Origin of the sequence: Sphingomonas sp. UBA978, assembly GCF_002292295.1 — a bacterium.
Lineage (GTDB): Bacteria > Pseudomonadota > Alphaproteobacteria > Sphingomonadales > Sphingomonadaceae > Sphingomonas.
The window spans coordinates 13,319-39,590 of record NZ_DBBS01000006.1; the positions used below are offsets into that span (position 1 = coordinate 13,319).

At 64.6% G+C, this 26,272-nt stretch carries 24 protein-coding genes and 1 tRNA gene; 9 read left to right on the top strand and 16 right to left on the bottom strand.

Translation table 11 applies throughout. From position 1 onward, the window contains the following. Nucleotides 1-63 precede the first annotated feature (63 nt). From B2515_RS03100 to B2515_RS03140, 9 genes are read right to left on the bottom strand one after another with little or no spacing between them, the layout of a single operon-like run. Nucleotides 64-942 (bottom strand): glycoside hydrolase family 16 protein, encoded by an 879-nt coding sequence (locus B2515_RS03100; protein ID WP_293873564.1) that lies wholly within the window; start codon nucleotides 940-942, stop codon nucleotides 64-66. Continuing rightward, nucleotides 939-1,994 carry a glycosyltransferase family 2 protein gene (locus B2515_RS03105; protein WP_293873566.1) on the bottom strand — a complete coding sequence of 352 codons (1,056 nt, stop codon included), beginning with the start codon at nucleotides 1,992-1,994 and terminating at the stop codon, nucleotides 939-941. The genes B2515_RS03100 and B2515_RS03105 overlap by 4 nt, the downstream gene beginning before the upstream one ends. Further along, complete coding sequence (locus tag B2515_RS03110) at nucleotides 1,991-3,466, bottom strand: oligosaccharide flippase family protein (protein ID WP_293873568.1); 1,476 nt, start codon at nucleotides 3,464-3,466, stop codon at nucleotides 1,991-1,993. Before B2515_RS03110 ends, B2515_RS03105 begins: the two co-directional genes overlap by 4 nt. Then, nucleotides 3,457-4,503: a glycosyltransferase family 2 protein gene (locus B2515_RS03115; protein ID WP_293873570.1), complete on the bottom strand. Its 1,047-nt coding sequence runs from the start codon at nucleotides 4,501-4,503 to the stop codon at nucleotides 3,457-3,459. The genes B2515_RS03110 and B2515_RS03115 overlap by 10 nt, the downstream gene beginning before the upstream one ends. After that, nucleotides 4,503-5,780 carry a hypothetical protein gene (locus tag B2515_RS03120; protein ID WP_293873572.1) on the bottom strand — a complete coding sequence of 426 codons (1,278 nt, stop codon included), beginning with the start codon at nucleotides 5,778-5,780 and terminating at the stop codon, nucleotides 4,503-4,505. Before B2515_RS03120 ends, B2515_RS03115 begins: the two co-directional genes overlap by 1 nt. Further along, nucleotides 5,777-8,017 (bottom strand): glycosyltransferase, encoded by a 2,241-nt coding sequence (locus tag B2515_RS03125; RefSeq protein ID WP_293873575.1) that lies wholly within the window; start codon nucleotides 8,015-8,017, stop codon nucleotides 5,777-5,779. Before B2515_RS03125 ends, B2515_RS03120 begins: the two co-directional genes overlap by 4 nt. Beyond that, the gene (locus tag B2515_RS03130; RefSeq protein WP_293873578.1) at nucleotides 8,010-8,873 is read right to left on the bottom strand and encodes a CpsD/CapB family tyrosine-protein kinase; all 864 of its coding nucleotides are present in this window, start codon (nucleotides 8,871-8,873) and stop codon (nucleotides 8,010-8,012) included. Before B2515_RS03130 ends, B2515_RS03125 begins: the two co-directional genes overlap by 8 nt. Next, a complete protein-coding gene (locus B2515_RS03135; protein ID WP_293873580.1) occupies nucleotides 8,870-10,267 on the bottom strand; it encodes a GumC family protein in 1,398 nt (465 codons plus the stop codon). The genes B2515_RS03130 and B2515_RS03135 overlap by 4 nt, the downstream gene beginning before the upstream one ends. Before the next feature lie 9 nt (nucleotides 10,268-10,276). Further along, nucleotides 10,277-11,017 (bottom strand): polysaccharide biosynthesis/export family protein, encoded by a 741-nt coding sequence (locus tag B2515_RS03140; RefSeq protein ID WP_293873583.1) that lies wholly within the window; start codon nucleotides 11,015-11,017, stop codon nucleotides 10,277-10,279. Between B2515_RS03140 and B2515_RS03145 the strand changes: the two genes are divergently transcribed. After that, complete coding sequence (locus B2515_RS03145; RefSeq protein ID WP_293873586.1) at nucleotides 11,001-12,428, top strand: outer membrane beta-barrel protein; 1,428 nt, start codon at nucleotides 11,001-11,003, stop codon at nucleotides 12,426-12,428. The two genes, B2515_RS03140 and B2515_RS03145, sit on opposite strands and share 17 nt — an antisense overlap. An 826-nt stretch (nucleotides 12,429-13,254) precedes the next feature. Continuing rightward, nucleotides 13,255-14,364 carry a helix-turn-helix transcriptional regulator gene (locus tag B2515_RS03150; protein WP_293873589.1) on the top strand — a complete coding sequence of 370 codons (1,110 nt, stop codon included), beginning with the start codon at nucleotides 13,255-13,257 and terminating at the stop codon, nucleotides 14,362-14,364. A gap of 229 nt (nucleotides 14,365-14,593) precedes the next feature. Here B2515_RS03150 and B2515_RS03155 read toward each other — a convergent pair whose 3' ends face one another. Both B2515_RS03155 and B2515_RS03160 read right to left on the bottom strand, forming a co-directional pair. Continuing rightward, nucleotides 14,594-15,094: a hypothetical protein gene (locus B2515_RS03155; RefSeq protein WP_293873592.1), complete on the bottom strand. Its 501-nt coding sequence runs from the start codon at nucleotides 15,092-15,094 to the stop codon at nucleotides 14,594-14,596. A 351-nt stretch (nucleotides 15,095-15,445) separates the two neighbouring features. Next, nucleotides 15,446-16,138 carry a hypothetical protein gene (locus B2515_RS03160; protein ID WP_293873595.1) on the bottom strand — a complete coding sequence of 231 codons (693 nt, stop codon included), beginning with the start codon at nucleotides 16,136-16,138 and terminating at the stop codon, nucleotides 15,446-15,448. A 251-nt stretch (nucleotides 16,139-16,389) separates the two neighbouring features. On the opposite strand from B2515_RS03160, the gene B2515_RS03165 reads away from it, so the two are divergent. The 6 genes from B2515_RS03165 to B2515_RS03190 all read left to right on the top strand — a co-directional run bounded on the left by B2515_RS03165 (nucleotide 16,390) and on the right by B2515_RS03190 (nucleotide 19,717). Continuing rightward, nucleotides 16,390-16,623, top strand: a complete 234-nt coding sequence (locus tag B2515_RS03165) for a hypothetical protein (protein ID WP_293873597.1) — start codon at nucleotides 16,390-16,392, stop codon at nucleotides 16,621-16,623. Nucleotides 16,624-16,679: 56 nt separating this feature from the next. Continuing rightward, the gene (locus B2515_RS03170; RefSeq protein ID WP_293873599.1) at nucleotides 16,680-16,874 is read left to right on the top strand and encodes a hypothetical protein; all 195 of its coding nucleotides are present in this window, start codon (nucleotides 16,680-16,682) and stop codon (nucleotides 16,872-16,874) included. Between the two features lie 50 nt (nucleotides 16,875-16,924). Beyond that, nucleotides 16,925-17,137 carry a hypothetical protein gene (locus B2515_RS03175; RefSeq protein WP_293873601.1) on the top strand — a complete coding sequence of 71 codons (213 nt, stop codon included), beginning with the start codon at nucleotides 16,925-16,927 and terminating at the stop codon, nucleotides 17,135-17,137. A 293-nt stretch (nucleotides 17,138-17,430) separates the two neighbouring features. Further along, on the top strand, nucleotides 17,431-17,604 hold the full coding sequence (locus B2515_RS03180; protein ID WP_293873603.1) for a hypothetical protein: 174 nt from the start codon (nucleotides 17,431-17,433) through the stop codon (nucleotides 17,602-17,604). A 104-nt stretch (nucleotides 17,605-17,708) separates the two neighbouring features. Continuing rightward, nucleotides 17,709-17,996: a hypothetical protein gene (locus B2515_RS03185; RefSeq protein ID WP_293873605.1), complete on the top strand. Its 288-nt coding sequence runs from the start codon at nucleotides 17,709-17,711 to the stop codon at nucleotides 17,994-17,996. 908 nt (nucleotides 17,997-18,904) lie between these two features. Continuing rightward, a complete protein-coding gene (locus B2515_RS03190; RefSeq protein ID WP_293873608.1) occupies nucleotides 18,905-19,717 on the top strand; it encodes a hypothetical protein in 813 nt (270 codons plus the stop codon). A gap of 41 nt (nucleotides 19,718-19,758) precedes the next feature. On the opposite strand, the gene B2515_RS03195 is transcribed toward B2515_RS03190, so the two are convergent. Next, the gene (locus B2515_RS03195) at nucleotides 19,759-21,702 is read right to left on the bottom strand and encodes a hypothetical protein (RefSeq protein ID WP_293873611.1); all 1,944 of its coding nucleotides are present in this window, start codon (nucleotides 21,700-21,702) and stop codon (nucleotides 19,759-19,761) included. Beyond that, the gene (locus tag B2515_RS03200) at nucleotides 21,677-21,907 is read right to left on the bottom strand and encodes a hypothetical protein (protein WP_293873614.1); all 231 of its coding nucleotides are present in this window, start codon (nucleotides 21,905-21,907) and stop codon (nucleotides 21,677-21,679) included. Before B2515_RS03200 ends, B2515_RS03195 begins: the two co-directional genes overlap by 26 nt. On the opposite strand from B2515_RS03200, the gene B2515_RS03205 reads away from it, so the two are divergent. After that, nucleotides 21,894-23,513, top strand: a complete 1,620-nt coding sequence (locus tag B2515_RS03205) for a recombinase family protein (protein ID WP_293873617.1) — start codon at nucleotides 21,894-21,896, stop codon at nucleotides 23,511-23,513. The two genes, B2515_RS03200 and B2515_RS03205, sit on opposite strands and share 14 nt — an antisense overlap. On the opposite strand, the gene B2515_RS03210 is transcribed toward B2515_RS03205, so the two are convergent. The 3 genes from B2515_RS03210 to B2515_RS03220 all read right to left on the bottom strand — a co-directional run. Then, a tRNA-Gly gene (locus tag B2515_RS03210) sits at nucleotides 23,479-23,552 on the bottom strand. The two genes, B2515_RS03205 and B2515_RS03210, sit on opposite strands and share 35 nt — an antisense overlap. 72 nt (nucleotides 23,553-23,624) lie before the next feature. Then, nucleotides 23,625-25,331, bottom strand: coding sequence for an N-acetylglucosamine-specific PTS transporter subunit IIBC (nagE, locus tag B2515_RS03215; RefSeq protein WP_293873620.1), 1,707 nt, complete (start codon nucleotides 25,329-25,331; stop codon nucleotides 23,625-23,627). Continuing rightward, on the bottom strand, nucleotides 25,328-26,272 hold a 945-nt coding region (locus B2515_RS03220; protein WP_349676227.1), incomplete at its 5' end, for a putative PEP-binding protein. The genes B2515_RS03220 and nagE, both read right to left, overlap by 4 nt.

Below are 26,272 nucleotides of genomic sequence, written 5' to 3' on the forward strand. Positions count from 1 at the left end.
GGAAGCCCCTGCAAGGCGCTGATCGAGGCGCTGACGGACTGTCGCACCGGATCACGGCGGTCCCTAAGAAGGAGAATGGGTCGCAGGCGGCGTCGTACCGCCACAGGATTGTGCGATCGCGCCGGCATCTTGCTGGCACACACGAATGTAATCGATCTCCAGCGCCTGGGGAAACGCGGCCCGATCGATGCCGTGGCGGCCCGCCCATTTGCCACCCACCGCAAAGTTCAGCAGGACATGGGCGGGCGCCGCGACGGCCCCTTTGCGGTTCAGCCAACGGAACGACCGGTCGTAAAGCCGGCGGCCGTCGATCGTCACCACGATGCGATCCGGCTGCCATAGCAACCCGAACACGTGCCAGCCGGCATTCAACCTGCCCTCGCTGCGAAAGGTACCCGAAGCGCGATCGAAAGCGGGATCGACGAAATGCCACGTCGCGGGTTGGGCGACGGCCTCGTGCACGCCGGAATGCAGCATCGACTCGGTATCCTCGACGCCATTGACCGCATATTCGAAGATGTCGATCTCCGGCGGCCATTCCAGCGATCCATCACGCGCACGATCGGGGTTGAGCCAGAACGCAGGCCAAATTCCGCGACCGCGCGGCAACCTGACGCGCGCTTCGAAATAGCCGTACAGGAACGTCTGCCGCGAACGGATCATGCCTGATTGATAGCCCCCGGCGGGATCGGCACGGGCGATCAGCGACAGCGTTCCGCCCTTCACGCGATGAGTATCCGCATCCCGATAGCGTTGGACCTCGTCATTCAGGTGGTCGAGTCGCTCGTTGTCGTAGATGTAGCGCGTCGCCCAACGGGACCGATCGAGACCGGCGCCGTCGAACCGATCCTCGAAGACCATTCGCCAGCCGGCCCTTGCGGGGAACGACGACAAGGCCGCTGCCAGTGCGCCGACCAGCGCATATCGGTAACGCCGCTTCACGCCCAGGATGCCAGCCGACGAACAAGCCATGGTCGCGTTACCGGAGCGAACCGCCACCCGATCAAGTGTCTGGCCAACGGCCTCGGCAGGATCAAAATCCCCATCGTCCAGGCCCACATCAACAAGGCCGCGCGGGTGCCGAGATGGTGTTTCCGGCTCAGCGCTCGCGTGAAGTCCACGGCGATCTTCAGCCTGCTATCGCCTGCTACCGGATGGTCTTCCGCACACAGTCGTAACGAACTTGCCCTTTGGACGAGCACGGGAATGCTGCAGACGATGGGATCGGGCAGCACGAAAGTGGCATTCGGGCTGACGCGGTTCGCATAGTCGGTCCGCAAACGCGCCCGGCGCAACTCCGTCGCGAACTTCTCGGGCTGGAGAGAAGACATCGCACCATCATTCGCACCGTGCACCCGATAACCAACCAACGGCGCGTCAACGGTTTCGATATCGCCGAGGAGCGGTGCTGCGGACAGGCAATAGCTGTCGAGGAAGCGATCGACGGGTTGATCCACCGGCAATATCTGCTCGAGGAACGTGCGCGCATAGATGTTTCCGGACCCCGGGGGGGTCGGATAAGCGTTGGATTCCTTGACCCAGTCACGAATCAGGGCGGGGCCAATGTCCTGCGGAAAACGGGGATAATCCGGCCCGCCCGGCATGCCCGTGGCATCCACGACGAACATACGGACCTGGACCTTCGTGACGCCCGGGCGAAAAAGCGATGCGACATGTTCCATGATGTCCGGCGCAAGCAGATCGTCGGAGTCGAGGAACACAACCATGTCCCCACGGGAACGGGCAAAGCCGCGCTGGCAGGCGATCAATTGTCCCGCATTCTGCTGACGAATTGCCAGCACACCCTGGTCTTCGAAGCTGGAGATGACCGACCATGACTCATCGTTAGAACCATCGTCCACGACGATGATCTCTTTTCTCGACCATCGAACTGCCAAGGCACTTCGTATTGCCGAACCAATGAAGCGTCCATAATTGAAATTGGGAATGATGATCGACAACATCGGCTGGTCGCCGGACATTTGATTGGTCATGGCCTCAACTCCGGGGATCGACCGTTCAGTCGCGCGCGTAACCAGTGTGCTGCCTGCTGGGCCAACCGCGGCTGGGTCATTGCGAGAACAGCAATATAGACCGAGGCACCCGTTGCGGCGACGATGACCAGCCTCAACCATGCGGACGCATGCCCGGCGGTCCATAACTGAACCGGCAGGGCAATCGCCGCCATGATAGAGGTGGCAATCGCCGGACCGGCTATTGCCCGAAGGTGGTCGACGGCAGAAATGCCGCCACGCTGCATCAGAACACGGGCGAACAGGACGATCGTCAGGCATTCCGCAGCGGCCAGTATGGCGATCATAAGCAGACCGCCAACAGGTCGAATAGCCGCCACCGCGACCAGGAAGACGACGAACGTAATGCCGTTGATACGTAGCAACGTCCCCGGCTTGCCCAGGGAGGTCAGATAGGCCGGCATGAACAACCGCACCGCCGGCACGAGCACCACCAGCGCGAGCCCGGATGCCAGGGGCGCCGCCTCGATCCAGCGCGCACCGAACAATACGGTAATGAGCTCGGGCGTGACGATCGCCATGCCCACAAATGACGGAAAGAACACCATGCTCGCCAGATGAACCGCCTGGAGATAGGCATGGCGCTGTCGCAACGGATCGCCCCGCAACGCAGTCAGCGTCGACAGACCCACCTGCGAGATGGCGGTGCATGCGACCGACCAGAAGGTATCGACCAGTCGGGACGCGAGGTTCAGCATGCCCGTGGCCTGCGCGCCCAGCAGGATGCCGGCGAAAATCATCAGCGCACGACGCATTGCATAGGTCGCGAAGAGAGCGGCCAAGGCCGGCACCCCGAAGCGGAGCAGATCGCCCGCCGCCCGCCGATTAAAACACGGGCGCGGCCGGACGTCGGCGGTGAGGACGAGGACCAGCGAACCCAGTACCTGCATCGCGATCCATTGGATCACGAGGCTCCAGACGCCTGCGCCCGCCAGGGCCGCGGCGACGCCCAGCCCGGCGCCAAGCAGTCGCCCCACCAGCGAGCGTATCGCCAAAAGGCGATAGCCGAACCCACGCTTCTGCCGTGCTACGATCGGCGTCACCGGCCCGGCGAACAGCAGGCCGATACTCAGGGCAGCCAGCACCATGCCCGCACGGGGATCGTCGACGAGCTGCGCATAGAAGGGCGCCGCCAGCCAGCAGCCACCACAGATCGTGACCGCCATCGCGAGGCTGAGGAAGCTGGCCGTTCCCTCGTGACGCGCCTCGCAATCCTGACGTTGGATCAGCGCGTCGTGAAACATCATATTGGGCAGGAGGGCAAGAATCTCGATCGTGCTCAGCGCGATGGCGAACACGCCGAAGTCGGCCGGTGACAGCAACCTCGAAAAGGCCACGAGCGTGGCGAACGACAATAGCGACAGGCCGCCGGATTCGACCGCGCTCCACAACCCCGCCCGCATGGCAAGGCCGCGATTGACCGTCATCGCCATCTGAGCGCCTTCCCCAACTGCTTTACTATGACGGCCCGGCCGTAGCGCGCATCGATCAACAGGCCGACGACACGCTGCGGAGCGACGAAGAGCGCACTGAACCATGCGACATGCGACAGGCGCTGCCTGATGCCGCCGCCATCGCGCAGGCCCAGCGTCACCCCCCTTTTCCAGAAGTGGAAACGACCGGGCGAGCGTGAGTCCGTGCGATGCCTGTGGATGCGATGCGCGATCATCCGGTAGTTCACGAATGCGATCTCGTGGTCGAGCGGATCTCGCAGCGGAACGGGGCGGTCCAGCCGGATGCAATGATCCGCCAGCAATGCCAGCTCTGCCCGCCGGATATCGATGCGCCTGGCGAACTGCGGCTTCGCGAAGCTGCGCCCCTGATCCTCGTGACTCTTGTTCGCGCCGTGAATGCGATATTCGCCCATCGGTTCGACGATCGTCTCGATCGTACCATAGAGCGGCGCCAGCGTGTTCAGCACACCGTCCAGCGAGACGGGGGTCGGCTCGCCGATCGCCTGCGTCAGGAACGAGCGTGCATAGGCGTTGCCCGACGTGACAGGCCATGGATAGGTGCCGGTTCGCTCAAAGTCGCGCGCCGCTGCGGCCGCGTCATATCCGGCCGGAAACCGGCAGAAACGTCGTCCGAGGCGCTGGCCGTCGCCGTCGATCACCTCGAGGTCGAACTGCGCCTTGCTCGTCCCGTCGCGCCAGACGCGCTCGATAGCCGCCAGCGCGCCAGGCAGCAGCCGATCATCGGCGTCCAGAAACTGGATGACGTCTGCGGTGGACTGCGCGAACCCGTTGCGCAACGCCACCGTCTGACCGGCATTAGCCTGTCGGATCAGCTTCACTCGGTCTCCGAACCACCCCTCCACGATCGCGGCGGACCGGTCCGTCGAGCCGTCGTCGACGACGATGACCTCGTCGGCGGCGCGCGTCTGCGCAAACACGCTGTTGATCGCGGCACCCACATAGCGTTCGTAGTTGTAACAGGCGATCAGGACGCCGATTTTAAGGGGTCGCTGCATCAATCGTGCCTCCGCGGTAAGGACGCAGGCCCGTCGAACCGCCACCATGTGACGAGCAACGGCATCAGCGCCACGAAATTGGCCTGCACCAGCAGCCCTCCGGCTGCCGCCCAGGCATAGACGATGGCGGTCCGCGTCGCGGCGGGCGCCCATGTCCGGCCGATCGTCGCGACCAGAAACGCGCAGAAGCAGGCGGTACCGATCGCACCATATTCCAGCAGGATCTTGGCCCAGGTCGGATCGAATATCTCGAATGCGGAGATGCGGCTCTGAATGACCCGGAGGATCGCTCCCGGTCCGTTGCCGAGCGCAGCCGACCAGGGCGCCGCGCTCCATCCCTCATCGACGAGTGCGAGCGGGGCGACGAAGCGCGCATAGCCGCTCGAACGTGGCGAACCGATCTCGGCCAGACGATCGACCAGAAACGATAGCCCGACCCATCGTCCCACGATCGGCAGTAGCGCCAACGCCGCCATGCTCACGAGAACGGCCACCGGGCCACGGCGGATCGCAAAGGCCAGCAGTGCGATCCCGACCACGAGCAGACCCGAACCCGACAGGGCAACAAACATACCGGTCAGGAGGCTGGCGATCATCCATGGCCGCTTTCGTCCGACCATCTCCTCGACCAGCCCCAGGCCGGCGTAGAGTGACAGCGACGAGGGCTCGAGCAGGAAGAAGCCGTTCGAGCGCAACAACCCGCCGGTGAAGGCGAAGGTGTTGTACTTTCCCTCCAGCCGCAGCCCGGCGGGAATGAAGGTCCGAATATCGAGAAAGCCCCGCGCACCCGGCAGAAACTGGAGAACGAACTGGACGACACCGACCAGCGACACCAGCACGCAGGCGAGGATGAAGCGGTCCCGCGCGAACCCTCGGAAGGCGGCCGACCGCCCGTCGTTCATGGCGAGGCAGAAGGGCGCGTAGAGCACCAGCAGCAGCGCCAGGGACGCGGTCGACGGTCCTCCATTCAGCGTCAGGCTCGCCAGGCCCACGGCGGCGATCCCCCCATAAGCGATCATCGCCAGCGCATTCACCGCGATCAGCCTGCCGATCGCGAGCGTACCGGTCAGCACGAGATACGCCGGCAGGCTGAACGGCAGGGAGGCTCCGGCGACGTTGATGCCGAACTGCGGCAGCAGGAATATCGTCACCAACAGCGCGTCGGTCGCCAGGCGGACACTGGCCGGCACGGTGTCCGCCATTCGGTCCCGGCGGGTGGTACCCGCCTCCCATGTCGGTATCCGCGTCAGTCGCGGGATGGGACGCAGCACCGTCATCGCCCTGCCCGCCCCGCGGCGATCCCGTATACGCGCAGCGTCTGCTCGGCGATCGCCGGCCAGCCCACGCCCCGCGGGCCGGCCGGCCGCCGGGGACACCCCCCGGCCGCCTCCGCGATCGCCGCGGCGAGTGCCGGGACATCGCCCGGCGGCACCGATCGACCATCGCTGCCCTCGATGAAATCCTCGGCGAACACACCGACCCGCGAGGCGATGATCCATGGTGCCCGGTCGCGGATCAGATAATAGGTGCCGCTGGCGTCGATCTGGCGATAGGGGAAGACGAAGACCTGTGTCTCGTTGAACAACCTGTCCATCTCCGCCTCGGACAGCCGCCCGAACCGGCACTCCACCGTCCCGCCAAGGCCCAGTGCCTCGATCCGCTGTTCCAGAGCGCTGGTGTCCATCATACGGGCGCCCGCGATGATGACGCGGACACCGGACCGAAGCGCCGGATCGAGCAGCGCCAGTGCCTCGATCAGCAGGTCCGCTCCCTTGTATGGCTTGATCTGGCCGAACAGGGTGAAAGTCGTGCGCCCATCGCTGGCGACATCCATCGGCGCAGCTTCGCCGAGGGGTGCGCGCAATGTCAGCGGCCCATGCGGGACGATGGCAATCCGATCGGCGGCGACGCCCCGAGCCGCCAGCGTCTCCTTGCCGCGCGAGGTGTGGACGACGACGGCATGGGCCAGCCGCGCAGGCAGGTCGAACCCCCAACGTTGCAAGAGCGGCAGGTGATCGCCGTTGAACGGCGTCGCGTCGTGGACGGTGACGACGACCACGGCGCGCCGGCGTAATATCCGGATGGCCAGCGCATCGACGATCGGCAGCACGTTCCACTGGAAGTGGACGATCTCGATACGCTCGCGTCGTATCGTCGCGACCAGCCGGGCAAGGCCCACGAGGTGGGCGGCGGCCTTCAGCGCGGGGCGAAGGCGGGGCGGCACCCATGTCGCATCGTCCACGTGGCGATAGAACAACGGGCGACACCGGTCCGGCGAGAGATCGCCCTGCTGACCACGCCGCAGAGGCCGGACCGCCCAGAGCGTCGGCACGCCGATCGACACCAGTCCCTCGTCCAGTCCGGCGTCATAGGGCCCCGTAAACAAGGATGGATCGACGAGCGCCACGCGCGGCCTGTCGGCACTGCCCGCCGGTGCCCCGACGGGGAGCCATGCCCGTTCCCTGATCGTCACCAGACCGCCGACGAAACCTGCGGCCCAGCCGATGTGCATCGTCGCCGCGGCCAGCCCCGCGCCCAGCCCGCACATGCTGCGATGGCGCAGCGCGAGCTGGACGGACGTCCCGACCAGCGCAGTCAGATAGGTCAGCGGCAGCGCCAGCAGCAAAGGTTCGAACGGCGACAGGATCAGGCAGGTCGCCAGCGCCGTCACGACGGTCGGCACCGCCAGCTGCCGCGCCCGCATCGAACCGGGATGGCGACGCGCGGTGCGCGAACGGCCGCGACCATAGCCGCGATACTGGCGCCAAAGCCCCGATACGGTGCTCCGCGTGTAATAATCGATGCGGATATCGGCATCGAGGAAGATCCGTCCGCCGCGGCGGCGCAACCGGCAGTCGAATTCCGCATCCTCGTTGTGCGTGAATGTCAGGTCGTATCCACCGTCGTTGCCACGGTAGCGGTCGACCAGGAACGCGGCATGATGGCCATGGTCCACCCAGCCACTGTTGCGCCCGCCACGGTGCGCCGAGCCGCCCGAGCCGAGCTTGGTATCCGATACCCAGGCGACGGCGCGTCCGAAACATTCGCGCCCGCGCGAGTCCATCGGAATCACCACGCTATGTGCGCCCGTGCGCTCGAGGCTCTCGACCAGCCGATCGACAAATCCCGGGGGATAGGCGGCATGCGCATCGCACCGGACGACGATCCCGCCGGGCACCCCGAACCGCGCGACGGCGCGGTTCATCGCCGCCGCCTGGGTCCGGTTGGGGTTGTCCATCAACCGGATGCACGGCGTCGTGCGCGCCAGATCGAGCGCGAGTGCGAACGTGCCGTCCGTACTGCCCCCGTCGGCGATCACGATGATGACGCGGTGGCGTCCGCTACCATGCGGATCGACCAGCTGGCGCACCACGCTTTCGAGCGTTCCGGCCTCGTTGAGGGTCGGGATGACGACGAGCACGTCGCGCCCGCCGAACGGCGCCTCGCCACCGTCCGGCAGGGCCTGAGGGACATCGTCCATCACCGGCGCGGCATTCGCGATCTCGTCAGACATTGCGGCCGACCATCGTCGCGCCGATCATCGCGATCCCCGCCTCCGCACATTCCGCCGCCATCGCGCGCACCGCGCGGCGTTCGGTCAGCCCTTCCCGCGTGACGATCAGCGCGTTGCCGCATTCCGCCGCGAGCAGAAGATATTCGCGCCCCCGCGCCGCCGGGGGGGCATCGATGAGAATGATGTCGAACATCAGCTGCGCGGCATTGACGAGCCGATGAAGATGGGTGCGCAGGAACAGGTCGCCGGCGCTGACGAGCGAGCTGCCGGCCGGCAGTACCGTCAGGTGATCGATGCCGGGCACGGACAGCAGCAGCGGACTGGCGGCGCCGCCCTCCAGGTAGTTGGCAAGCCCCCCCTCGCTGGTGAGGTGGAACAGCTCCTGCTGTCGCGGATGTTCGACATCGCCGTCGATCAGCAGGGTACGATAGCCCACCCCGGCAAAGCTGATCGCCAGATGTGCCGCGACGGTACTGCCACCGGCGTCGTCCGCCGCCCCGACGATCGCCACCGCCGGCGCGTTGCTTCGGGGCAGCTTCAGCCGCAACGCCAGTTGATTGCGCAGTACCCGGCAGTCCGCTGCATGCGCCGAGGCGGCGGTCGACAGGGCGACCGGCAGCGGGTTGGCCGCGGCGGAGGCCGTCGCCGTCCGCGAGAGAGCGAAATGCAGGTTCAACGTCTCGCGCAGCGTGTCCTGGTCGATCATGCCGAGCGCGACCGCCGCCTCGCCGAAGCGAAGGCCGGCGCTCTCCGCATAGTCGGCGGCCTCCTGCGCCTGCGCCTGGGTCAGCGCGCGGTGGGTCACCAGAATATCGCCGACCCTGTCGGTCGGACTGTTCGGCCGTGGGAAGTTCATGATGCCGATCCTCCGAAGCGCGAGGTGAGTAGCGATCGGGGCGCCGCGAGCGCGGGATGCCCTCCACTCAGTCCGATGCCGCCGACGAACGGGACATCCGACCAGAGTTCGATATCCTCGGGTGCGTCGAGGCGACCGCGTGCGAAGGCGAAGGCGAGCGCGCCTGCCACCCCGGCCATCAGCCCGGCGACCAGGCCGATCGCCGCCATCACGATCGGGCGCGGCCAGCTGGGCGTCTCGGGGGGTCTCGCGCGGGACAGCATGATCGCATTGCCCTGGCCGACCGTGTCCTGCACGCTCAGCTGCGCCCGCCTCTGCATGACCTGCTCGTAGGTCTGGCGGATGCTCGCAAGCGACTGCTCGATCAGCGATATCTCGCCGCGATGGCCCTGTGCGGCGATAACCCGCTGCTTTTGATCGGCCACTGCGGCGCGGAGCGTCGCCACGCTGCTGGCGCCCTGTCGCGCTGCACTCGCCACACCGTCGCGAATGAGCCCACGCTGCGCGGCGAGCTGGGCGCGCAGCGCTTCGATCTGACCGGTGACCTCGCGCACGTCGACGTTGCGGGGGCCGGCCGTCGCGGCCAGCTGCTGGCGTTTGGCCGCCGCCTCCGCGATACGCTGCTCCAGATCCTGAACCACCGGATTGGCGATGACATCGGGCAATGCCGTGCGGTCCGCCCGCGCCGCCGCCGTCGCCTGCGCGGCCTCGGCGACCGCCAGTTGCCCCGACAGGCTGACGAGGCGGGCGGTTTCGGCGTCGTCGCCCGCCTCGCGGGTCGTCACCCCCAGCGCCCGCTGTTTCGCGGCGAGCCGCCCTTGCTCCGCAGCCCAGCGTGCCCGCAGCTCCGTCGCCTGCCGATCATAGCCGCGGATCGCCAGCCGGGCCGGCTCGGACTGGATCGCGAGGCTTCCGTCGCGATAGGCATCGGCAACCGCGTTGGCGATCTCCGCCGCGAGCGTCGCGTCCGGTGCCGTCGCGCGCAGATCGAGCATGCGCGACGTGGCCGAGGGACTGAGCGCGACATGGCCGCGCAGAAACTTGACGGCGTATCGCAGGGCCGGCCCCGCCTCGGGCGACCAGCCGAGCGCCCGGATGCGCGGGCCGTCGCGATCGAGCCCGAGCGCCCGGGCGGCTTCGCTCAGGATGCGCTCGCTACGGATGATGTCGGTCTGCGTGCTGAGATAGTCCGGCGCGAGCTGGTCGGCGACGCTGCCCGGCTGCCCGACGGTTTCCACCGCGCGGACGTTGACCAGGATCTGCGCGGACGCCGTATAGCGTCGTGGCGTCAGCCCGCTCCATCCGATCGCCGCGACGAGGCCGGCAACCGTCGAAAGAAGGATCAGAAGGCGGCGGCGCCGCACGATGAAGTAGAATTGGGCTAGCGTCAGCACATCGACACCTCAAAACAATCTGGTGCCGACGACGATCAGGTCGCCGGGCTGGACGGGATCGGCGACGCCGATCTTGGCGGGTGGCAAGGCGACCTCGTCGCGCTTGCGGGTGACGCGCATCCGCCCCTGGGTGCCGCGCATGGTCAGCCCGCCGGCCAGCGCTATCGCCTGCCCCGCGGTGAGCCCGCGCTCGATGGGATAGGCGCCGGGCTTCTGGACCTCGCCGGAGATGTAGAAGGTCGGCGGCGCCTGTACGAAGATGACCTCGCCCGGACGCACCGCCCGATCCTCGCGGCCGCTGATGATATCCGAGACGGCGATCGTCTGCCGGACGCCCCGCGCATCGCCGTTGATGATCGACACGGTCCCCCCCGGCAGAGCCAGGTTCGCGCCGGCGCGCGCCAGCATCTGCGCGATCGTCATGCCTTGACGATCGACGGGAAACTCGCCCGGCCGATCGACCGCGCCCAGCACCGAGACCATGCTGCTGCGGTATTCGAGGACGAGCACCGTGACGGTGGGGTCGGTGAAAATCTCGCGCTGGCGGAGCGCGGCGGCCAATGCGCTTGCGATCTCGTCGACGCTGCGGCCGGCAACCTTCACCCGTCCCACGCCGGCAAAGGCAATATCGCCGGCCTGGGTCACGCTGGTCGTCGTGTCGTAATCCGGCGCCCGGTATACGCTGATCTTCAGAACATCACCGGCACCGACTTTGTAATCGCTTGCACGGGCGATGTCCGCGCCCATCATCGCGCAAAGCAATGCAATATATTTGATGATGATCGATCTATACGACCGGTATAACATCTTCATTGTCATGCTCCAGGAATTGTACGGCAATGAAAACAAAGGACATTGCCGATTTTCCGTTAATCTTGGTGGACAATCCCGTTGCATTTTAACTATCTCTCATGGCTACATCCGCCTTTGGCGATTGCAGGGAAGCGAGGAAGCAGTGATCGACAGGAATTTGGGCGCCCGAAATATTCTGGCGACGACGGCCCTTCTCTCGATCTGCTGCGGAAACGCGGCAGCCGAGGTGACGCCCAGGGGCAGCGGAACGCTCGCGTTCACGGACAACGTCTTCCGCCTGCCCGAGTCCACGGCAGTGCAGCCGGGCGATGCGCGGGCCGATGCGACGGCCAGGATCAACGTGGGTGGATCGCTGCGCAGCGAAGAGGGGAATTGGACGCTGACGGGCGATGCCGAGGTCAATCGACTGGCCTTCGCCCGCAACGCGCGGCTCGATACCACCGGCTATCGACTGGAGGCAGCGGCGGAACACCGCACCGCGGTCGCGAACGGCAGCCTGCTGGTCCAATGGGCGCGGCAGCTGACGCCGTTCAGCGATGTCCGCACCTTCGCCGCAAGCCGCCAGCAGGTGCTGGTCGCGACGGGGAATTATTCGCGCAACGTTCTCGGCGATTTCCGCCTGATCGGCAGTGTCGACTACCTCCGCAGCGTCAACTCGTCCCGTGAGTTGCGCGGCAACGACGTCGCGCGCACATCCTTCGGCGGCGGCGCGGGCTATTTCTCGCCGACCGGCAACATTCTCGCGGTCCAGGCGGACCTGCGCGACGCGACCGGACTCAATGCCGTGCCGGTGGTCGCCAACGGGCGGGCAGGCGATTACCGTAGCAGTTCGCGCGAAACGCGGGTGTACGCCCGGCTTCACCTGGAGCCCTCCGCCCTGCTGCAGTTCGATGGCGAGTTCGGCTACGCCCGCCACGACGACCGGTCCCTCTTCGACGGCGATTTTTCGGGCTCGATCTGGAACGCGGTGAGTTCCTGGACCCCACGTCCGGCAGTGCGCATGCGCGCCGCCCTGCGGCGAGCGTTCGAGGCCGAGGACGGGCTCTACACCAATGGGCTGGCCGTCCGATCGGCCGATCTGTCGATAGACGCCGACCTCACCGCCCGCCTGACGCTGCGCGGCATGCTCGGACTGCGCGACCGCAACTTCCGCTTCGACCCGCTGGCGCAGGCCGCTCCACGCAACGACCGCTACGTGCGGGCCGCGCTGACGGCCGGCGGCGACATCGGCCGCATCGCCCGGCTCGAAGTGACCGCAGCCCGCGAAAAACGGACCGCGACGCTGCTCGACCAGCGCTACAAAAGCTTCACCCTGACCACGACGCTGGTCGTCCGACCATCGCGATAGACCTGAACCGTTCCGCATGACCTTCTTCCCGATCGGATGACATTCGAAACCGGTTATTGCGGGCGCCCGACATGGCGCCGACCACAGCCAGGACGACTGGATGGCGATCGGCATGCGCTCCGGCAGGGAGGCATCCGCGGCAAGCCGTAGCTATCGTGGCCCGGCCGAACCGCAGGCCGGCAGGCCCCGAGCCCTGCTGGCAGCGGGACGCGCCGGCCCCTCACCGACCCGACCGGCCCAGGCTATACCGGGCCCGTCCGGGCTGCTGGACCCGACGTTGGTCCGACGAACGCAACAGCCTTTCCCACGATCGCCCCGCAGGCGCTCGCCATCATTCGATGGAGTGGCCCGACATATGGACAGTCGAGGCGGGTATGGCGCCAGTATTCCCGACGGACGGCAGCACCGCCGCCCTCCCCCCGAGACGCAAGTCAAAACCTGGGCTCAATTCAACATTATGAATAGCCACGTATTTTCCCCACTTGACGTTACGTCAACACCCCAGAAAACGATCATCCCCGATGATGGTTCTGCTTGACCTCATCGAACTGAATGACGTTTATGATGAGTTACCAGAGCAAGTGACTAATGAAATACCTCAAATTAGGTATGCTCCGGCTTTATCATTGATATTCCACCGATTGTCTCGGAATGCGACACTAGCGGACGATAACTCGAAAGACTTTGCCGTATCCCATTGCAATCATTGCCCACAGCATCGCAAATGTGACTCACATATCGACACGGCGTTATCTTATAGCATCTGGACAGCCTGCGCATTGTTACGCGCCAGCCGGACAACCTCTTGTAACGAGGCGGGAACATCATGGGTCATGGCGACCGTAACAGCTTGATATCGGCAATTTATGAGGCGGCCATCCTGCCGGAGAAATGGCCGGAGGCGTTGCAGGACATCGCGGCCGCCGCAGGCGCGATGGGTGCCGCGCTGATCTGCCGGTCGGTCGATGGCAGCGCGTCGATCACCTTCTCGAACGGGATTCGGGATGCCGGAGAGGCCTATGTCGAGGCGGGCTGGCTTGCCGACCCGGAACGCACGATGGCGCTCTACCTCGACCAGTATCCGGGATTTCGCGCGGAAACCGACTATCGGACGGCCGAGGAACTGGCGGACATGCCCGTTCATCGGGAATTCCTCGCGCCGCGTGGGATGGCGGCGGGTGCGGCCACCATCTTCCAGGGCGCATGCGACGATATCCTGCATATCACCGTCGAGGGGTTCGCAGATCACGCTCTGTCGCAAAACGCCAAGCCGTTCCTGGACTCGCTCCGCCCCCATCTCGGCCGGGCGATCAGCCTGACCGCGCAGATACGGCAACAGAAGGACGAGCTTTTCGTCGCCACGCTGGAGATGGCCGGCGCAGGTGCGGCGATCGTGTCGTCCGAGGGACGGCTACGAGCCGCGAACGCCCGTTTCATCGAACAGCTCGGCGCGCACATGCACGAGGTGCACGGCCGCATACGCTTTCTCGATGAGTTTCTGGAAAGTCAGTTCCGGCAGGCGCTTGTCACCAGCATGGACCCGACGACGTCGGTGGCGTCGATCGGCATGCGCAAGGCGGCGGGCGACGCCGCGGTCGTCCATCTCGTCCCGATCCTGCGGGGCGCGCGCGAACGGGTCAATTCCGACGGCGTGCTCCTGCTGACGGCGCAAAGCAGCAACCTCAGCGTGCCGAATGCCAATCTGATCCGGTTGCCGTTCGATCTGACGGCAAGCGAATCGGTGCTGGCGCGCGCCCTGGTCGAGGGGCGGTCGATCCCGGAAATCGCCAGGGCACGGCACGTCTCCGAGGCAACCGTCCGCACGCAGATGAAATCCATCTTCGCCAAGACCGGGGTTTCCCGCCAGATCGATCTTGTTCGGCTCCTCGCAGGCCTCAACGGACCGTTCACACGTGACGGCGGTGGTCTGAGCTGAAAGACGGCAATCGCCGGCGGTGCGCAGCCGCACGTCGCCGTATTGCCTGCCGATCGTCGCTATTCTTCTCATTCCAGCAGAAACGTGGCGGTGACTGGATCGAGTGATCTACCGCATTGGCACGGCAAACAGCAATCAGCCAGCTATGAGAGTGGATGCTGGAATAACTGACTAGGCTAAAGCTGGAGCGGGTGAAGGGAACACGCCACAAACGTACGTTCTTGAAGGCTCAAGTCTGAGCGACCTCTGAAGCGCGTCTCGCTTCTACTCGTTCCTTAAGATTAGCTCCGGCAGGAGTGAAACGCGTGCTCCATTCCACATCGAAGTGTCGGCGAACCGCTTCGGCAAACGCCGTGCCGATGCCTCGCTTAGTCCAGCTACCGTCCACCTCTATGGTCCGCGACTTAGCAGCGAACAAACCTTCAGACGACTTCGTATAAATTTCCCAAACGGCATAGACTTCATTATCCGGACCCACCGCAACCAAACGGCGGCAGAAGCGGTAACCCTCGTGCAAGGCGACTATATGCTGACCGTCAGGTGAAACCTCTCTTTGAAAGGCCTTTTGTATCTCATCCTCGACTCGGAAGTATCCTGCATCCCGAAGATCGAATGTCATGCCGGCCGCTTTAAATTGTTCAATGGTGGGCCTTCCTAACACGGAGTCTGCCAAACCAGGTCTACCAACGAAGGTGGCTGGATCGAACGGAGCGACGTTGGGCGCAGTCATGTTGCGGCAATAGCGAAAAGACAGCGCGAACGGAACGCCCATATATTTGTTCGCCGGCTAATCCCTGACGTCTGCAGTGCGATTGCTTTCCATGCTGTGCTTTGTGCAGGTTTGCGAAGGGAAGGCGCATGGAAGCACGCCGTTTGACTGCTGTCATGGGGGCATTTGCGATACCAGCGCGATACCAAGGCAGATCGACAGGACACGACATAGACCGTGGCACGGAAAAGGCGGTGAACGTGATCACCACGCGGCTTGCTGCCGCCTAGGCGGTGGGCGACGACTTGGTCGCAGCGATTAGGATCTTGCTTTCCATTTCGTTGTCCCTGCGCGCGGAAACCGGCGGTGCATTTACCGCCGGCTAGCTGACGAGACTTGCCCGTTTGACGAAGCCGAAGGACTAAAAGTCTGTTGCTTCATTTTCGTTGCGGGCATTTCCTTCATTTCTGCTTGGGCGGCCTTCGTCGTCGAGGTAGAGGCGCGTGCCACGAGGATGATGTCATCGCTCTTGACAACGCGAAGGCCATCCTTTGTGAAGATTTCGGTCCGCTCCTCGTTCTGCGTGAGGAGACGCCCAACGACTGTCTCTGTCGCGAGCTTGTATTTGTAGCAGCCTATGTTGCATCCTTCTTTGACAGAGCTTTCCAAGCTATCAATAGTGAAATTGGCGGACGCCGCCCCAATGTGATTAGCAAATATAGGAACGCCTAGTACGCAAATCACCAATAGCGTAAAGCCGGATAGACTTTTCACCTTTCGTGACGCTTTGATGGAGAAGTTGGCGCTAGCGACAAGCGTCACGAGCGATATCAACATTAAGATGTAGAAGGACCACTGCGAAAGAAGAACTCTAGTGCCTTGCACAAGATGGTCGGGAACATTCCGCGTGATTAGATAGGGCTCTACACCAAAGTGCGTCGCAATAGCGTATCTTTGTGCTGAAGCGGCGTAGTATGCAAGAGCGGCATAAATAACGATTATTTGTGCAAGTGCCGCAACAATTGTCTGCGGCCCAAATCGGTTACTGGTATCAGCGTCGGACATCGTTTGCTCCCGATATCTGGGTCGCATGCACTTAGGCGTGACGCAACTGCCGAAAATCGATTTGCTGTGAAAAGACTGTAATTCTGGCCGGGGAGTAACAACCGCGTCTTTCCGCGGCTCTGCGGTGTCTAACCTGCCCGCATCCGGCCACGGCGCCCCGCGGCGTCCCGGCATGAACGTCTAACCGATCTGGCGGAACATACGCGGAACACCTATATAGCCGGAGCACTTCGATACTCCGGAGAACCATCATGGATATGCTCGATCGTTCGTCGCCGGCGCCGCTTCCGTTCGGCACATGGCTGCTGACCCAGAAGGACAAAGGCGGCCTGATCGGCCAGTTGGCAACGGGCGCCGCGGCCGACCGGCGCTTTCCGAAGCACGGTGATATCGGGCAGGTTCGCGCGCACCTCACCGCGATGCAGGCTGACGGCGACATGCACGCCGCGATCGACGACGCGGAACTCGATTACCTGTGCCTCTGACCGGCACCGCAAAGCTGCGGCAGGGCGTCGCCGATCCGCGCGAGGCTCTGGCCAAGATGATCGACGCCGGCCCTGACAGCTATGCGGCGTTGTCCCGGATGCTCGACCGACCCGCCGGCTATCTTCGGCGGTTCGTGGTCGACGGCGTCCCCTTGGCGCTGCGGCCGGACGAGCATCGCCGGTTGGCGGACTATTTTGGTCTTTCGGAGCGCGCGCTCGGCATCCGCGATCTGTGGGAGCACCGCTCGTGAGGCGCGTCACTCGCGAGCAGCTGCGCACGAACATATGGGTCGCGTTGTCCGTGCTTAAGCCGTTCCAGAAACGGGCGCCGGGCCTCGATATCGAGCGCATCCGGGTCGACGTCACCGATGATCTGGTCAAGCGCATCATGGGCCGGCCAGAGAGCGAAACGGTGATGCTGCAGCCTGACATGGTCGGCCCCGCGCACGCGCCCTCGCACGGGCAGTGGGATGTCGACGAGCCCCATCCGTACCCCGACTTGGTGCGCCGCTGATGGCCCGCTGCCGCCTATGCACCAGCAACGACGATGACGCTCTCATTGAGCACCTAGACGAGAAGCTATGGGATAGCCGGATCGAGCGCATTGAAGGCCCGCTGCCATGGTCGGAGGCCGGTGCAACATGGCATGCGGCGTTCCGCGAACTGGCGGGTGCCGCAAGGCAGGCGCTGCGGTATTGTTGAAAAAGCTGACGGTCGCCGGTCACACCGCACCCCTTGCGCTGGTAGCGAAAGGGCATATTGTTTGTTAACCGCTTCCACGTACGAGGGCGGACGAAAGGAGATGACATGCATACGATCATAAAGCTTGGCGCTCGCAAGCTGCCAACCATGCTCGGTGCCGGCATCCTCTCTATTTCGTTGGCTGGCTTGGCTGCTGCTGCTCTGGGCCTGACGCTGACTATCGGAGCAGAGGTTGTATCGGCCGCCATTGGGATGGTCGTTGGTAGCCGGTACTCGTAAGGGCATTCGTGGACCCCAAATGGTTTGGCAGACTGGTCCACGACCACGCCCCCCATTCTTCGACAGCCTTATATGCAGCTGCTGCGATATGCTCTCTGTTCTTCGTGGCACTGGTCTGGCTCCGATGCCTGCATCAAAAGTCTCTCGACCAGCTTGATGAGAAGTGGATCTTCCAGACGGTCGCTGCTGCATCGCCGATCCCGACGTACGTCCTTCTACTGGTGATCCCATTCGATCCTGATTTGGCAAAAAGTGTGCTCGACGATCGGATCGTGGTCGCGTTGGCCGGTCTTTATGGCTTGGTCGAAACGCTAAAGGACATCAGAACGACCGCCTCAAACGCCGTTCGGCGCGGCAAAGGCGAGTTGCCTCGCAAGGTTAAAAGCTCATGACCCGCAACCACCGGCTGCCAGGAGGCGAGAACCGAGTTGTCCGGCATGCGCGAACGGGAGTGTAGCCAGCACGACGTGGCAGGCGGCGTTCCGCGAACTGGCGGTCGCTGCGCGGCAGGCTTTGACGGTCGGCTAGGGGTGTTAGGGCAAGCATCCGCGAGCGCTATTCCGATGTCTCATTGATGAACAACGGGTTCAACTTAGGATATGATGCGATCCTCTATTCCTTCTATAATCAAGGAATAAGGAGAAACTTGTATGTTGGGGATTCGCTGTCGGTGGGGTCTGCATGCATGGTCGAAACGTCCCGCGACTCATAGGATCGGCACGACGATCGCCAGGTGCACCCGCTGCAACAAGGTCCGGATCACGCACAAAAAGAAGCCTTGATCCCCTCTCTTGTTCCCCTACGTTAACCATAGCGCTTGACGCCAAAAAGTAGGAAAACGAGAGGATTTCACATGCGCTTGACGCATTATCCATACGGCAGCCATCGCCCGTTCGGGCAGCATGGCCTTCTGCTCGCCATCCCTGCGAGCCTTGCGCTCTGGGCGCTGATCATCGCAACCGTCTTCTGAGATCATTCCCCTCCCCAGCGGCCGGGCACAAGCATTTCAATGCGTCCGGCCGCCTTGGTTTCGCCAGATCAGGCGACCTTGAAGACGCGATATCCCCACAGATCGATGCTCGCGTGACCACCGGCAATCGCGTTGTCGATATATAGCTAGATTAGCGTGTCGCAGTAATTCAGCCCGGCGGGTACGACATACGGTCGGGTACGCAGAGTCCCGCTGTGCGCCTCCAGGGGGCACGCCTTACCCGCCTATATCAGGGCTGTCAGAAGAACGTCGGGATTGGGCGCCTTCGTCTTGGTTGATATCTAGGACAATGGCACTATTGTTAGCCTAATGGAGACATTCCAATCGCCTAATGTCTGCATCTATTGCGGAACTCCAAAAGTCACAAAGGAGCACATTTGGGGCCGTTGGTCTCGGCGGCATGCTCTGGCGCAGTTTGGTCGTAGTGAACATAAAATAGTCCGATACCCCAATAAAGATTTTAACGCGCAGGGTATCGCAAGTCGCGGAGCACTCACCCGCCCCGGCAGCTATCGGTCTCAAACACTAAAGATCGCATGTGTGAAATGCAATTCAGGTTGGATGAGTGATAATATAGACACAATAATTCCCTTATTAAAGGGAATGAATTATGGATACTGGGGTGATATAAGCGAATCTGATCTGCGCAACTTGGCGCGCTGGATTGCCCAGTTCACAATGAGTTACGAATTTGCAGATCGCGAAACCGTATGCGTATCACAACCTGAGAGAAGCGCGTTTGCCTGCGGTGAAGAACTTTCAGATAATTGGGCTATAGCAATTGGTAATGCTTTGCCATTAGTTGGAAACGATCCCGTTTACCATCGCGCACTAGGAGTTGATGATAATAAGAATGGGCGCGAAAAGCGTTCGAAAATCGCGATCTTCATGTTCGGCATGCTTTTTTGCGCTTGCGTATATTCGGAGACCCATCTCTCGCCAGAAGTCTTCAGGGCGTTCTCAAACGTACAATTAGTTACGATCCACCCGCCCACTGGACAAGTCGTTCGTAAGCCAAGATGGCAGCATCATGAGAGTGATATGCCGCTGATAATAAATGACTTCACGCTCGCTATGGACAGTGGAATGTTAAGGATGCGCTGCGAAGATATCTTGAGGTAACTAAGCTAGCAAAGCATCTGGATGATCCGTTTTTTGTTGACTTAGAAGACGACCACCGTTTGCTGCCATACAAGGCCCTCACCCCCAGACGTCGGTGCGTCGAAGCGAATCGTGCTAAGCCGTCCTGACGCGCCCCCCTTCACCCAAAACTTCATCAGCGCACCGTTATATGTGACCCTGTCGACAATCAGCGTCGGATCGCTGCTGGTCGCGACAATCTCGCCGGCGATGGTCTGCCCGTTGAGGTCGGCCGACCAGTCTGCCTGGTATTGCCGCTCTTCGGCCGCGTATTTCGTGATGGACGACATGCAGGTGCCTTTGCGGATAACGAAGGCGCGCTGTCGCGCCGGGATGGTGAACCGCCGCTGCCGGGCGGGGATGACGAAGCGGTTGCGTAGCGGGATATCGATCGACTCGAATGCCGACGTCCGTGCCTGCGCGACGATGGCGAGCGGCTGAAGCGCACCGGTCAACTGCCCCGCAATCGACAGCCTGGCAGACGTTGCGGCAACAATTGGTCCGAGCAGCGACGCGGAGGCGGCCCGCACGGGCAGGATGCCGTCGCCAACTGCCGTGACGGGGGCCATCTGCCCGTTGGCGACGGCCGCGATCCGGATGCCGCCGGCACCGCTCGCCTGGATCGATGCCAGCGCGGGGGCCGCATTGGCAGAGATGCGGACGATACCATCGGCCACAGCTGCGATTGGATCGAGTGCGATCGCCGCTACGCCGCCTGCCGACTGCGTTGGGCCGGCGCGCGCCTCGACAGTCACCGGGCTGAGCGTGATCGCAGCGACGCCGCGCAGGGCAAGTTCGCTGGTGCTGGAGGCGGCGACCGGTGCCAGCGCCAGCGACGCCATGCCTCGAACCGTTAGGACGCCGCTTGCCGCTGCGCTGAAGCTGCCGAGCTCACTGGCGGCAAGTCCGGCGATCAGAAGCCGCGCTGCACTTTGCGCGGTGACCGACTGTAGCGTTGGCGCTGCGTCAGCGCGTATGACCAGCAAGGCGGCGCCTGATGCCGCTATGGCGCCCAAGGTTGAGGCAGCGCTGGCACGGATCGGCGCCGATGCGGGCGCCATAATGCCGACCGGTGCCAGTGGTACGCTCGCCATTCCGGCGATGACCAGCACGGCCGACGCGGCTGCGGCGACCATGCCGAGGGTCGCAGCAACATCGCCCGCGCTTCCCGCGGAGGCACCATCATCGACCATGGGCCGCTGAGTAGCATAGACGAACGTGGGGTCAGCGCCGCCCTGAATGCCCCAGTCGTGTAGCGCCCTGCCGTAATACTGTTCGCGCACCGCGTCGGTGAGGGGCGGAGCGAGGATGATCTCATGAATGTAGCCGACGAAACGTTCATCGCCGTAGTGCCGCCCGAATAGATAGCCGCTATCTATCGCGGTCGCGAAGAACATCTCGCGCGAGACAGACACCCGGGGCGCGACGAAATTCTGGACCCGCACCTGCACGCCCAGGCCCGGCGCGGCATCGGGCACTGACCACGTGCCCATTCTGCGGGTGAACACGTCCTGCCCCAGCGATGCGTACAGCTGGTTCTCGTAATTGTCGCCGAACTGATCGGTCGTCCGCATCTTGAAGATGCGAGGGCCGCGATTGTCGTTGTTACCCCAGCCGATGACCGCGTTCTGCGTGTTGGTCGTCTCGGTCGAGGTGGCAATGATGATCAGGTCCATGCCGGCCGACCCGAACGGGAATCCAGTCAGGTCCTCGATCTTCAGGCAGATGGAGCCGTATTGCGCTGCGTTGCCGAGGACACCTGGATATCCATCACCTGTGTCAGCTACGTAGCTCGGCCGCTGACTATCGTATTCGGCTGTCGCCCGCCGGCCGCTGATCTGGTCGACCCAGGCGCGCAGCTTGGCCCCGTCGCGGTCGAGGAGGCTCGCTGCGTCCTTTGCCGTCCATACGGCGATCGGGCGCTGATCAGCGGGCGCGTCGCTATAATTCCAGGGACGAAGCGCCATCGCGGATCAACCTTGTGAGCAAAGGCAAGGGAAGGAAGGCGGGTGCCGGAACCTCGGACACGCTGGCACCCGCCAAGGCGCTCGCGAGGGCGGCATGAAGCACGACCCGATATTCATCGAATTCGTCCGCGCCCTTGCGCGCGCGCAGGCGAACCGAGACTATGACGAGCGCCAAGCCAAAGGAAACGACCGTGCGGACCGTCATCTACGCCCGCTTCAGCAGCCAGTTACAGAATAGCCGTTCGATCGACGATCAGGTCGCGGTCTGCCGTGATCGCGCGGACCGTGAGGGCTGGCCGATCGTCGAGGTCTTCACCGACTATGCGATCAGCGGCGCAGCCGGCATTGGCGTGGCCCAGCGCCCCGGCCTTGCGGCCCTGCTCGCCGCTGTCGAGGGCGGCGGCATTGATCAGGTGCTGACCGAATCCACCGACCGTATCGCGCGCCACGAGGGCGACAGCTTTGCGATCCGCGAACGGCTCACCTATGCCGGCGCTCGCCTTTTTACGTTGAGCGATGGCGAGGTGACACAGCTGACCGGCACCATCAAGGGCCTGATGGACGCGCAGTTCCGCAAGGAACTCGGTGCGAAAATCAAGCGCGGTCAGCGCGGCACCGTATCGGCAGGCCGGAGTCCCGCCGGCCTTGCCTATGGCTATCGCACCGCGAACAGGATCGATGCCAACGGCCGCCCGATCCGCGGCCTACGAGAGATCGACGATGAGCATGCAGCGATCGTTCGCCGCATTTTCCGTGAATTTGCGGAGGGCAAAAGCGCCCGCACCATCGCCGGCAGGCTGGCGGCCGAAGGCGTTCCCGGCCCACGCGGATCGCACTGGCGCGCGTCGACGATCCAGGGCGATGCCAAGCGCGGCAACGGCATCCTGCTCAATCGGCTCTATGTCGGCGAGATCGTACATAACCGGACCAGCAAGATCGTCGAACCAATGACGCGCAAGGTCCGTATTCGAACCAACCCGCTAGGCGATTGGCAGGTCGAGCAGGTGCCGCACCTCCGCATCCTAGACGACGCTACATGGGACGCGGCGCAGGAACGCCGCGCATCCTATCAAGGCATCCGTCCGACCAAGTGTGTCCGCCCCCGCCGCATGCTGTCCGGGTTGGGCGTATGCGGCGTGTGCGGCAGCAGCTGGATCGTCATATCGGGCGAGAAGTGGGGATGCGCACGCTATACCAATGACGGCTCATGCTCGAACAATCGCAAGGTCATGACCACGACGTTCGAAGCGCGCGTGATAGCGGGGATGAGCGAGCAGATGCTCGATCCCGACGTCGTCGCCGTCTACGTGAAGGAATACCACGAGCACTACGCCCGACGGGCCAGCGACAATCGTCGTGAGCGTGCCAAGCTGGAGAAGCGGCTCGTCGATGCCACGAGCCGGATCGACCGCTTGGTCGCGGCCATCGCCTCCGGTGCTGGGGAGTTCGCTGAAATCAAGGATGCGATGCAGAAGGCGAGGTCAGAGCGGGAGGCCGCGGCCGAGCACTTGCAAGACCTCGACACCGATCCGGTGATCGCACTGCATCCGACGATCGCGGCCGACTACCGCCGCAACGTCGACGACCTGAACGCCAAGCTGGCCGACCCCTACACCCGCGACGAGGCGGTCCCGACGCTGCGCAAGATGATCGATCGGATCGTCCTCACCCCCGCTGAAACCGGTCGGGGCGTGAATATCGCAGTAGAGGGAAGGCTTGCCGCGATGCTCGCTCTATCAGGGGCTATGCCCCCTGCCCGCGAACGTACGGTTGTGATGGAGCGGGTGAAGGGAATCGAACCCTCGTCGTAAGCTTGGGAAGCTTCTGCTCTACCATTGAGCTACACCCGCACGGCCGGCATTCCGCACGGCTGAGAGGATCGCCTAATCGCAGCCGCGCGGGGATGCAAGCGCTGTTGCGCGTCAGGCCGGCATCAGCAGGTGCAGCGTGTCCGCCCTGACCCAGGCGGCGGCGCGGACGCCATCGGCAAGCCCCGCATCGTCGACCCGCGCGCGATCGGCGACGACCACGCGCAGGCGGCCGCCGTGGCGCGATACCGAGCCGATATTGGCCTGCCCGCCGAGCGCGGCGAGCAGCGCGGACGGCACGGTCGCGGCTTCGGCCACCGGTGCGGCGGCGGGTAAGGCCACGGGCGCGGCGGCTGCGCCCTCCCCCGCGTCGATCGCCGCGCGCATGTCCATGGCGAGGCCGTCCGCGATGCCGCCCACGATCACCTGCACCGCCGTCGGCGATGGCCGCAGCACGCCGCGCGCGCCCAGCTGGCGCAACCGCGGCTCGTCGATCGCGCTCGCGTCGACCACCGCCAGCCGCAGCCGGGTCGCGCAGGCGTCGATCGCGCGCAGGTTCGCCCGCCCGCCCAGCGCCGCGACGAAGGCCGCGGCCTTCGCGTCCGCGGCCACCACCGGGCCGGCGGCGGCGGTGGCATCCACCGCCTCGCGACCCGGCGTCGGCAGGTTGAACCGGACGATCGTCCAGCGGAACAGGCCGTAATAGACCGCGGCATAGACCGCGCCGATCGGGATCAGCAGCAGCGGCTTGGTCGCCTTGCCGTAGTTCAGCACATAGTCGAACAGACCGGCGGAGAAGCCGTAGCCGAGCTTGACGCCCAGCGCGTTCATCAGCGCCTCCGACAGGCCGGTCAGCACCGCGTGGATCGCGTAGAGCACCGGCGCGAGGAACATGAAGCTGAATTCGATCGGTTCGGTGACGCCGGTCAGGAACGAGGTCAACGCGAGGCTGAACAGCATGCCGCCGACCGCCTTGCGCCGGTCGGGCGCGGCGGCGTGATACATGGCGAGACAGGCGGCGGGCAGGCCGAACATCATCACCGGGAAGAAGCCGCTCATGAACCCGCCCGCGGTCGGATCGCCCGCGAAGAAGCGCGTCAGATCGCCGGTCTTGCCCTGGTAATCGCCGACGACGAAATAGGCGACGTTGTTGAGGATGTGATGCAGGCCGGTGACGAGCAGCAGCCGGTTGAGCACGCCGAAGGCGAACAGGCCGAACCCACCCGCCGCGACGACGCCATTGCTCAGGGCGTCCATGCCGGCGTTGATCGGCGCATAGCTCAGCCCCAGCACCAGCGCGATGACCAGCCCGGCGATGCCGGCGATGATCGGCACGAACCGGCGCCCGCCGAAGAAGGCCAGGTAATCGGGCAGCTTGAACGTCGCGAAGCGGTTGTAGAACAGCCCGCCGACGAGGCCCGAGACGATGCCGATCGGCACCTCCAGCCGGTCGATCGCCGCGGCCTTCCATGCCGTCGACACGCCCGCGACCAATGCGTCCGGCACGTTGGCGAGCGTCGCCGGCGGCACCAGCAGGAACACCTGCGCGCCGTTGACCGCCACGAGGTAGCAGACCACCCCCGCCATCGCCGCGGCACCGTTGCCGTCGCGCGCGAAGCCGGTGGCGACGCCGACCGCGAACAGCAGGCCGAGATTGGCGAACATCGCGTCGCCGGCCGCGCTGAGGAAGGCGATGTCGAGCAGGTCGGGCTGGCCGAGCCGCAGCAGCAGGCCGGCGATCGGCAGCACCGCGATCGGCAGCATCAGCGCGCGGCCGAGCGGCTGGAGGAAGGACATCACCGAAAAACGGGCGGCGGTCATCGGCTGGTCTCCTGGGCGAAACGGCGGGCGAGGTCGCGCACCCCGGCGGCGCTGGCGGCGGCGAGCGCCTGCGCCGCCAGGTCCTGCGCGGCGGCGAGCGTCAGCCCGGCGACCAGCGCCTTGGTCGCCGGCACCCGCGCCGGTGGGACGGAGAGGGTGCGGACGCCGAGGCCGATGAGGATGGGTGCGGCGAGCGGATCGGCGGCGAGGCCGCCGCAGACGCTGACCGGCACGCCGCGCGTCGCCGCGCCCTCGCAGGTCATGCGGATCAGGCGCAGCACCGCCGGATGCAGCCCGTCGATACCGGCGGCGAGCGCCGGATTGCCGCGGTCCATCGCCAGCACATATTGGGTGAGGTCGTTGCTGCCGATCGACAGGAAGTCGGCATGCGCGGCGATCAGGTCGGCGGTCGCGGCGGCGGCGGGCGTCTCGATCATCGCGCCGAGCGGCACCGGGCCGATGCCGAGCTCGGCACGCACGGCGTCGAGCGCGGCGCGCACCGCGATCATCTCGTCGACGCTCGCGACCATCGGCACCATGATCCGGCAGCGCTCGACCTCCGGCACGGCGAGGATGCCGCGCAGCTGCGCATCGAGGATCTCCGGCCGGGCGAGCGCGACGCGGATGCCGCGCAGGCCGAGCGCCGGATTCTCCTCCGCGGGGATCGCCAGATAGGGCGCGGGCTTGTCGCCGCCGACGTCGAGCAGGCGAATGACCACCGGCCGGCCGGGCAAGGCCGCGACGACGCCGCGATACTCGGTCGCCTGTTCGGCGGCGTCGGGCGGGGTCGTCCGGTCTAAAAAGAGGAATTCGGTGCGGAGCAGGCCGCAGCCCTCCGCGCCCATCGCTGCCGCCGCGCCAGCATCCGACACCGAGCCGAGATTGGCATAGACGTGGACGGTCACACCGTCGGCGGTCGCGGCGGGGCGGTCGCCCGCGGC